The organism is Devosia sp., assembly GCF_030689745.1.
In the GTDB taxonomy this organism is placed as follows: domain Bacteria; phylum Pseudomonadota; class Alphaproteobacteria; order Rhizobiales; family Devosiaceae; genus Devosia; species Devosia alba.
Genome location: NZ_JAUYGL010000197.1, coordinates 18708 through 27608 on the forward strand (window position 1 = coordinate 18708; position 8901 = coordinate 27608).

Sequence of the window (8901 nt, forward strand, 5' to 3'; positions counted from 1 at the left end):
CCAGCGACGGGCGCATTTTCAATTGCAAGGAACCCGGTCCTGCGGGGTCACGGAACTGCCTCGCGAGAGGGGCTCCAGCATGGGTTTGCTGAAAGAGAGGCTAGAGTAATGGCTAAAGTCATCGGTATCGATCTGGGCACCACCAATAGCTGCGTTGCAGTGATGGATGGGGCCAATCCGAAGGTCATCGAAAACGCAGAGGGTGCACGCACCACGCCTTCCATGGTCGCCTTCTCCAAGGATGGCGAGCGTCTGGTCGGCCAGCCGGCCAAGCGCCAGGCCGTGACCAATCCCGAGGGCACCCTGTTTGCCGTCAAGCGCCTGATCGGTCGTCGCTACGACGACAAGGTCGTGGCCAAGGACAAGAACCTGGTCCCCTTCAAGATCGTGGCCGCCGACAATGGCGACGCCTGGGTTGAAGCATCGGGCGAAAAGTATTCGCCCAGCCAGGTCTCGGCCATGATCCTGCAGAAGATGAAGGAAACCGCTGAGAGCTATCTCGGCGAGACCGTCACCCAGGCCGTGATCACCGTGCCGGCCTATTTCAACGACAGCCAGCGTCAGGCCACCAAGGATGCCGGCAAGATTGCCGGCCTTGAAGTGCTGCGCATCATCAACGAGCCCACCGCAGCCGCGCTGGCCTATGGCCTCGACAAGAAGAACACCGGCACCATCGCGGTCTATGACCTTGGCGGCGGTACCTTCGACGTGTCGATCCTGGAAATCGGCGACGGCGTGTTCGAGGTGAAGTCCACCAATGGCGACACCTTCCTGGGTGGTGAAGACTTCGACATGCGGCTGGTCGACTATCTGGCCGACGAGTTCAAGAAGGAGCAGGGCATTGACCTGCGCTCCGACAAGCTGGCCCTGCAGCGCCTCAAGGAAGCTGCCGAAAAGGCCAAGATCGAACTGTCGAGCTCGACCCAGACCGAAATCAACCTGCCCTTCATCACCGCCGATGCCTCGGGTCCCAAGCATCTGACGATCAAGCTGAGCCGTTCCAAGCTGGAAAGCCTGGTGGACGATCTGATCCAGCGCACCATGGAGCCCTGCAAACTGGCGCTCAAGGATGCCGGCGTCACCGCAGCCCAGATCGACGAAGTCGTGCTGGTGGGCGGCATGAGCCGCATGCCCAAGGTGCAGGAAATCGTCAAGCAGCTGTTCGGCAAGGAGCCCCACAAGGGCGTTAATCCGGACGAAGTGGTGGCGCTGGGCGCAGCCATTCAGGCCGGCGTGCTGCAGGGCGACGTCAAGGACGTGCTGCTGCTCGACGTGACCCCGCTCAGCCTGGGTATTGAAACCCTGGGCGGCGTGTTCACCCGCCTGATCGATCGCAACACGACCATTCCGACCAAGAAGAGCCAGACCTTCTCGACCGCCGAGGACAACCAGAGCGCCGTGACGATCCGGGTATTCCAGGGCGAACGCGAAATGGCCGCCAACAACAAGCTGTTGGGCAATTTCGATCTGGCCGGCATTCCCCCCGCACCGCGCGGCGTGCCCCAGGTTGAAGTGACCTTCGACATCGATGCCAACGGCATCGTGCAGGTTTCGGCCAAGGACAAGGGCACCGGCAAGGAGCAGCAGATCCGCATCCAGGCCTCGGGTGGCCTCAGCGATGCCGACATCGAAGCCATGGTCAAGGAAGCCGAGCTGAACGCTGACGCCGACAAGCGTAAGCGCGAGGCGGTGGAAGCCAAGAACCAGGGCGAGAGCCTGATCCACTCGACCGAAAAGTCGCTGGCCGAATATGCCGACAAGGTCTCGGAAGACGACAAGACCGCGATCGAAACTGCGATCAGTGAACTCAAGGCCATCATCGAGGGTGATGATGCCGAGCTGATCAAGCAGAAGACCGAGGCCCTGAGCCAGGCGTCCATGAAGCTGGGCGAGGCCATGTACAAGGCCAGCCAGGCGGAAGCCGAAGCCCAGGCTTCCGGCTCGGACGACGACGCCGATGACGACGTGGTTGACGCTGATTTCGAAGAAGTCAGCGACGATGACGACAAGAAGTCCGCTTAAGCGCACCTAGAGCGCAGATAAAGGGGTCCGGCAGCTGCCGGGCCCCTTTCTGTTTCCGGAGGAACCCGGTAAGATAATCCATGAACATTCCAGACCCCCAGACCTTCACCGACCCCGAAAAACTACGCAAGCTGATGGCCAACGCCGTCCGCCTTGGCTATGACGACCTGGCGTTCCAGTGCAAAATCCGCATCGCCGAGCTGGTGGGTGACGCCCACAAGGAAAGCGCTGTCGAACGCGAATTCTGGACCAATCTGGCGGCGGCCGAAGAATTCCGCAGCGCCGACAATGGCCGGGTGACGCGCCTGGTCAAGGTGCGCGCCAAGCACAAGCGCGTTGGCGCCGAAAAAGTGCTGAGCGACCAGATGATGGAAGAAGGCCTCAGCGACGGCTTTGACAAGCTGGTGGCCAATGGCCGCGCCGATCTGACCGGCGAAGCCATTGTGATGCGCCATGAAGACAGCTTCAGCGTCGATGCGGTCAATGCCGCCCGCAAGAAGCTGATGGACAAGGGCGTTGCCACCGCCGACGTCGTCGGTTGATGCGCCAGGCGCTCCCCACCCCCACCTGATCCTGACGGGCAGCGAGACGGTTTCCCCCTCCTCGCTGCCACTTTATGTATTGTGCGCCGCCCGTCAGCGGAGGCTGCAATCGTAGCGCTGCCCCTCCACAAGGCCGCGCAGCACTGGCTTTCCCCTCGAGGTTTCACGTGAATCAGCCCGGTCGCTGCGGCGCAACGGGCGGCTTGCGGCTGTGGCGGTCACGGGGCTGCCGCACTTTATCCATGATTGAGCCCAAATGCGGGCCGGTTCCTCTGTCACAGGAGGCCGTCCAAACCTTCAAGGCGTCTGCCCATGACCACTTCCAGCGCCCCCGACGATGCCAACGAGTCCATTGGCCGGTTGGCCGAGCTGATCGGCGGCGACCCGATGGCCGGGCTGGATACCGACATGAAGGCGGTGCTCGATATGCTGGCCCAGTTGGACGAGCGCCCGCTCGAGCAATTGACGCCTGCCGAGGCCCGTCAGCAAGCGGGGATGAACGACGCTGTTGCGGCCCTGATGGCACGGGCCGGCACGGTGCCGGAAGACGACGCGGTGGCAGCCGAAGATGTGATGGTCAGCGGCGGCGATGGCGAGGTGCCCGCGCGCCTCTATCGCCCGAGCGGCCTGCGCGAGCGGCTCAATCCGCTGATACTGTTTTTTCACGGCGGCGGTTTCGTCACCGGCGACCTGGACAGCCATGATTGGTCCGCGCGGGCCCTGGCGCGACGGACCGGCGCCATTGTGCTGTCCGTTGGCTATCGGCTGACGCCCGAACACGGCTTTCCCGCCGCCCATGACGATGCCTGGGCCGCCTGGAACTGGCTGAGCCGCCAGGCCCACCGGCTGGGCGGCGATCCGCGCCAGGTGGCGGTAGCGGGCGAGGATGCCGGCGCCAATCTGGCCGCTTATGTGGCCGTGCTGGCGCGTGACCAGGGCGGCCATCAACCGGTGCATCAGGCCCTGATCCACCCGATGGCCGATACCGATCTGAGCCGTCCTTCCTATGGCGAGGCGTTGCGGGCCCGTCCGATTGGTCTTGCGGCCATGCGCTGGCGGCTGCGGCACCTGCTGGCCGATGGGGTGCCCGAGGACGAGCCCCGGCTGCAACTGGCGCGCCGCACCGATCTGGCCGGCCTGGCGCCCGCCAGCATCGTGCTGGCCGGGATCGACCCGCTGCGCTCGGAAGGCGAGGCGCTGGCAGCAGCGCTGCACCAGGCCGGGGTGCCGGTCAATTGCTGGAGCTATGACGGGGTTACCCAGGGATTTTTCGGCCTCGGGCTGATTGTCACCAAGGCCCTGTTTGCCCAGGCCGATATCGCCGGGGCGCTTACCCAGGCCTTTGCGGCGGCGCCGGGCCGTTAGGCAAACCGAATCACCCGTGTTGAAGACCGCGCCCGCTCTTGCTACAGGAGCGGGCAATGGGTCGCCCCCAGCGCGATTGAACGCTGTTTTGTGCCGGAAAGTGACGTTCTCACCGCCGCAAAGCAGCGTTGCGACCCCAGCCCCCTTGCGGGTGGTGGGGTCGATTGCCATCTAGGGGCTAGGTTTGGTCGGGCGCGCCTGTCGCGACCGGCAATGCATTGGAGACGTGCTTCTTGTCTAAACGGGATTTCTACGAGGTGCTCGGCGTTGAAAAGGGCGCTGATGACGCCGCGCTCAAAAGCGCCTATCGCAAGCTCGCCATGACGCATCACCCGGACCGCAATCCGGGCGATGACGCGGCCGAGGCCAAGTTCAAGGAAATCAGCGAGGCTTATGACACGCTCAAGGACGGCCAGAAGCGGGCCGCCTATGACCGGTTTGGCCATGCCGCGTTCGAGAATGGCGGCGGGCGTGGTCCGGCCGGGTTCGGCCCCGAATTCAGCTCGTCAATGTCCGATATCTTCGACGACATCTTTGGCGATTTCATGGGCGGCGGCGGCCGGCGCGGCGGTGGCGGCGCCGCCAAGCTGCGCGGCAACGATCTGCGCTACAATCTGGAAATCAGCCTCGAAGAGAGTTTTGAGGGCCGCACCGTCGAAATCGATGTGCCCACCCTGGTGGGCTGCACCACCTGTGACGGCTCGGGCGCCAAGCCGGGCACCGGCACCCATGCCTGCCGCCAGTGCAATGGCCATGGCAAGGTGCGCGCGGCGCAGGGGTTCTTCACCATCGAGCGGACCTGCCCGGTCTGCCAGGGCCGTGGCCAGATGATGGACCAGCCCTGCACCGATTGCGGTGGCCAGGGCCGTCGCCAGGAAAACCGCACGCTCAGCGTCGATATTCCCAAGGGCATTGAGGACGGCACGCGCATCCGGCTGGCCAATGAGGGCGAGGCAGGATTGCGCGGTGGCCCGCCGGGCGATCTCTATATCTTCATCTCGCTGCGTCCCCATGGCCTGTTCCAGCGCGATGGGGCCGACCTGTTTGCCCGGGTGCCGATTGCCATGACCACTGCGGCGCTGGGCGGCGAGTTCGAAGTCCCCACGCTCGATGGCGCCCGCGCCAAGGTGAAGGTCGCCGCCGGCACCCAGCCGGGGCAGCGCGTGCGGCTCAAGGGCAAGGGCATGCCGGTGCTGCGCAGCAAGGATGTCGGCGACTTGTATGTGCAGCTCGATATCGAGACGCCGCAGGCGCTCAGCCGCAAGCAGCGCGAACTGCTCGAAGAGTTTGCCAAGCTCGAGACCGAAGAGACCAACCCCACCTCGGGCGGGTTCTTCGACAAGCTCAAGAAGATGTTTGAGGCTTGAGGCGGAACCGAAATCGCTCCGGTGGAGCGATTCCCCCGTTGAGGCCATGAGAGCTGTGCTTGAAGCGCGTGAGGCTTTCGTGCATCCCGGCCTTTTCCTTTAGGCCGGCATGCGTCAACGGGCTCAAGCGGACCTTCCAATCCTTAGCCTTGGGGCATCTGCCCCATATCCATCCAGAAATACTCCCAGACATGACCGTCCACATCGGCGATGGCACGGGAATACATGAACCCCATGTCCTGAGCTGGTCGCGCTTCGGTGCCACCAGCCTTCAGGCAGGCCTCGGCAATGGCATCGACGGCGGCATGGTCGTCGCGCGACAGGGCGTATAGCGCCTGGGTCTGGGCCTTGGGATCGGGGATGGGCAGGGGCGAGAACTGCTTGAACTTGGCGTGGGTGAGCAGCATGACAAAAATGGTGTCGCTGATGACGATGCAGGCCGCTGTCTCATCGGTGAATTGCGGATTGTGATCAAAGCCAATGGCCTTGTAATAGGCCATGGCGGCGTCCAGATCGGTGACCGGCAGGTTGACGAAGATCATTGCAGACATGGGCAATACTCCCTGATGGGTTGATATGGCTAGGACATTGCCCGATCCGGGGCAACGCTCTTGCCACGACGGACCAGCCACGTCACTTTCGACAATCATTGCGTTGGAGATGACATGACCACTGCCCTGACCCTGTCCGGATCGATCCGCCAAGGCTCGCATAATCTGAAATTGCAGGCCCATATGGGCCGCAGGCTCGAAGCCGCGGGCGTGACGGTCAATGCCATCGATCTGGGCGATTTCAACCTGCCCATTTTCAATGAGGATCTGGAGGCCGAGGCGGTGCCCGAAGGGGCAGTGGCGCTGGCCGCACTGTGGCGCAGCCACGACATCATCTTCATCGCCACGCCCGAATATAATGGCGGTTTGCCGCCGCTGCTGGTCAATGCGGTCACCTGGGTCAGCCGGCAGCGGCCGAGCCCGTTCCGCCATGCCATTTTCGGCATTGGCGGGGTCAGCTCGGGCAAATATGGCACGATCTGGTCGCTCAGCCATCTGCGCGAATCGCTGACCAAGGTGGGCGCCCTGGTGGTGCCGACCCTGCTCGGCATCGGTCCGGCCGATCAGGCGTTTGACGCCCAGGACAATTTCGTCGAACCGGCGATCAGCCGCAAGGTCGAGCAGATGGTGCATGAACTGACCCATTTCAGTCGCGGCGACTGAGCATGCGCGCGCTCTACCTCACCCATCCCCAGGTCACGATCGACCCGGACATCGCGGTGCCGCATTGGGGGTTGAGCCCGGAGGGCCGGGCGCGGGCCGAAGCCTTTGCGGCGCGCGGCGTGGTGCCGGCCCATGCGGTGGTCTTTGCCAGCGAGGAGCGCAAGGCGCTGGAGCTGGCGACGATTGTCTCGAGCGATCGCGACGTGCGCATTGATCCCGCCCTGGGGGAGAATGATCGCAGCGCGACGGGCTATCTGCCCGGCGACCGGTTCGAAGCCATGGCGGACCGGTTCTTTGCCGCGCCCGAGCTGAGTGCCGAAGGCTGGGAGCGCGCCCTTGATGCCCAGGCGCGCATCGTGGCTGCCGTGACGCGGGCGCTGGCCAGTGTGGCCAGTGAGCGGCCCGTGGTGTTCTGCGGCCACGGCGCGGTGGGCACGCTGCTCAAATGCCATATCGGCGGCCGCGCCATTGCGCGCAGCGAGGATCAGAGCCGGCACGGCCATCCCGGCGGTGGCAATTGCTTTGCCTTTACGCTGGAGCCGCCGCAACTGGGCAGCGACTGGCGCGCCATGGAGGATGCCGCGCCGGGCTGGTTCAGCTAGGCGGCGGGGGCGCCTCGATCTCGGCTGCCGCCAGTTCACTCGACAGCGCCCGCACCGCCGCGATGGCTTCACGCTCGGCATCGGCCAGCGTGGTGCCGAAGGGGACTTCCAGACCCAATCGCTTGGAAGGATCATCTGCCCAGACAAACTGCACATAGGATTTGTGGTTGGCCAGATCGTGGTTGAGGTGGGTGAGCAGCATCTTGGACATGGGGCAATATCCCTTGGAAGCAATGGGACCAGCATAGTCATGGCGGGGGCCGGGCGACAAGTTTCAGCCACCAGAGGCCTCAAGGGGCGCTGGTTTGACTGAGCGGCGCCTTCCCGATCGTTGAACAAACCGGATCGTCACGCGGTGGGCGGCGGGTTGCGAAGCGGTGGTTTTTGGGCTAGTTCCCACGCGATAATCGACATCGGAGAAAACACCATGGCTGGCCAATTGATCGTGGGCCTCGACGTTTCCTCACGCGCCCGCGCCGAGGAGATCGTGGCGCTGCTGGGCGACGATGTCGATTTCTACAAGATCGGCTATCAGTGCTTTTATGGCGCCGACGGCTTCGCGCTGGGCAAGGCGCTTCTGGCTGCGGGCAAGAAGGTGTTCTTCGATCTCAAGCTGCTCGATATCGACAATACGGTGGAGCAGGGCGTCGCCGCCATCGCCGCGACCGGCGCCACCATGCTGACCGTGCACGCCTATCCGCAATGCATGCGCGCGGCGGTGCGCGGGGCGGCCGGCTCGGGGCTGAGCATATTGGGCGTTTCGGTGCTGACCTCGATGGACGATGCCGATCTCAAGGAAGCCGGCTTTGCCCGCGACACGGCCGGGCTGGTGGCGCTGCGGGCGCAGCAGGCGCGCGATGCCGGCATTGGCGGGCTGGTGGCCTCGGCGCATGAGGCGGCCATGGTGCGCGACATTGTGGGCGCAGAGCTTTCCATCGTCACCCCGGGCATTCGGCCAGCCGGCAGTCCGGCGGGCGACCAGAAGCGGGTGATGAGCCCGGCCGAGGCGCTTTCGGCAGGCGCCAGCCATCTGGTGGTGGCGCGCCCGATCATCGAGGCGGCCGATCCGGCGGCGGCAGCCCGGGCCATCCTGGCCGAGATGAACACCGGCACGCGGCTGGCGTGAGCCGGTTCTCCGCCTGCATCGACATGCTGTTTGTGCGCGAAAGCGCCGATGTCGCCCAGCGCATCCATCTGGCAAGGGCGGCGGGCATGGCCGGCGTCGAATTCTGGCGCTGGTCAGACAAGGATCTCGACGCCATCGAGGACGCGCTGGGCGCTACCGGCCTGCCCCTGCTGGCCATGGTGGCCGAACCCTTTGCCGAGCTGACCCGGGAAACCGGGCATGACCGGTTCCTCGCCGGTCTCGAACAGAGCCGCGATGTGGCCATCCGTCTGGGTGCGCCGATCCTGATCTGCCAGTCCGGGCCGCTGCTGGAGGGCGTCGAGCGCGCCCGTCAGCACGAGGCGCTGACCCTGGCCATGGCCCGCTCGGCCGAGGTGCTGGCCGGTTCGGGCGTCCGGCTGGCGCTGGAGCCGCTCAATGATCGCGTCGATCATCCCTTCTACTATCTGACCAGCACCAGTGAAGGGCTCGACATCGTCGAGGCGGTTAATCGCCCCGAGATCGGGCTCACCTACGACATGTATCATTCCATGGTGATGGACGAAGATCCCGAGACGGTGCTGGCGGGCCGGCTGGGCCTGGTGTTCCACCTCCATATCGCCGACCACCCCGGCCGCCACCAGCCCGGCAGCGGGCGCCTGCCCATCGGGCAGAAGCTCGCCT

General features: G+C 64.7%; 10 protein-coding genes. 8 read left to right on the plus strand and 2 right to left on the minus strand.

The annotated features are described in order from the left end of the window. Positions 1 to 108: 108 nt before the first annotated feature. The 4 genes from dnaK to dnaJ all read left to right on the plus strand — a co-directional run bounded on the left by dnaK (position 109) and on the right by dnaJ (position 5296). Entirely contained in the window at positions 109 to 2022 is a 1914-nt protein-coding gene (gene dnaK / locus Q8O80_RS17555) for a molecular chaperone DnaK (protein WP_305581630.1), read from the plus strand. An 80-nt stretch (positions 2023 to 2102) separates the two neighbouring features. After that, positions 2103 to 2564, plus strand: coding sequence for a hypothetical protein (locus Q8O80_RS17560; protein WP_305581632.1), 462 nt, complete (start codon positions 2103 to 2105; stop codon positions 2562 to 2564). A 312-nt stretch (positions 2565 to 2876) separates the two neighbouring features. Continuing rightward, complete coding sequence (locus Q8O80_RS17565) at positions 2877 to 3929, plus strand: alpha/beta hydrolase (protein WP_305581634.1); 1053 nt, start codon at positions 2877 to 2879, stop codon at positions 3927 to 3929. 233 nt (positions 3930 to 4162) lie between these two features. After that, positions 4163 to 5296, plus strand: a complete 1134-nt coding sequence (gene dnaJ / locus Q8O80_RS17570) for a molecular chaperone DnaJ (RefSeq protein WP_305581636.1) — start codon at positions 4163 to 4165, stop codon at positions 5294 to 5296. A 143-nt stretch (positions 5297 to 5439) separates the two neighbouring features. Here the strand turns inward: dnaJ and Q8O80_RS17575 are convergent, their stop codons facing one another. Continuing rightward, positions 5440 to 5847, minus strand: a complete 408-nt coding sequence (locus Q8O80_RS17575) for a VOC family protein (protein WP_305581638.1) — start codon at positions 5845 to 5847, stop codon at positions 5440 to 5442. Between the two features lie 114 nt (positions 5848 to 5961). Between Q8O80_RS17575 and Q8O80_RS17580 the strand changes: the two genes are divergently transcribed. Beyond that, positions 5962 to 6510, plus strand: coding sequence for an NADPH-dependent FMN reductase (locus Q8O80_RS17580; protein ID WP_305581640.1), 549 nt, complete (start codon positions 5962 to 5964; stop codon positions 6508 to 6510). A 2-nt stretch (positions 6511 to 6512) separates the two neighbouring features. Beyond that, positions 6513 to 7112 carry a histidine phosphatase family protein gene (locus Q8O80_RS17585; RefSeq protein ID WP_305581642.1) on the plus strand — a complete coding sequence of 200 codons (600 nt, stop codon included), beginning with the start codon at positions 6513 to 6515 and terminating at the stop codon, positions 7110 to 7112. Here the strand turns inward: Q8O80_RS17585 and Q8O80_RS17590 are convergent. Beyond that, positions 7105 to 7323: a hypothetical protein gene (locus Q8O80_RS17590; protein ID WP_305581644.1), complete on the minus strand. Its 219-nt coding sequence runs from the start codon at positions 7321 to 7323 to the stop codon at positions 7105 to 7107. The genes Q8O80_RS17585 and Q8O80_RS17590 overlap by 8 nt on opposite strands. A gap of 216 nt (positions 7324 to 7539) precedes the next feature. On the opposite strand from Q8O80_RS17590, the gene pyrF reads away from it, so the two are divergent. Beyond that, complete coding sequence (gene pyrF / locus Q8O80_RS17595; RefSeq protein WP_305581647.1) at positions 7540 to 8238, plus strand: orotidine-5'-phosphate decarboxylase; 699 nt, start codon at positions 7540 to 7542, stop codon at positions 8236 to 8238. Next, a partial coding sequence (locus Q8O80_RS17600) for a TIM barrel protein (RefSeq protein WP_305581649.1) occupies positions 8235 to 8901 on the plus strand: 667 nt, incomplete at its 3' end. The genes pyrF and Q8O80_RS17600, both read left to right, overlap by 4 nt.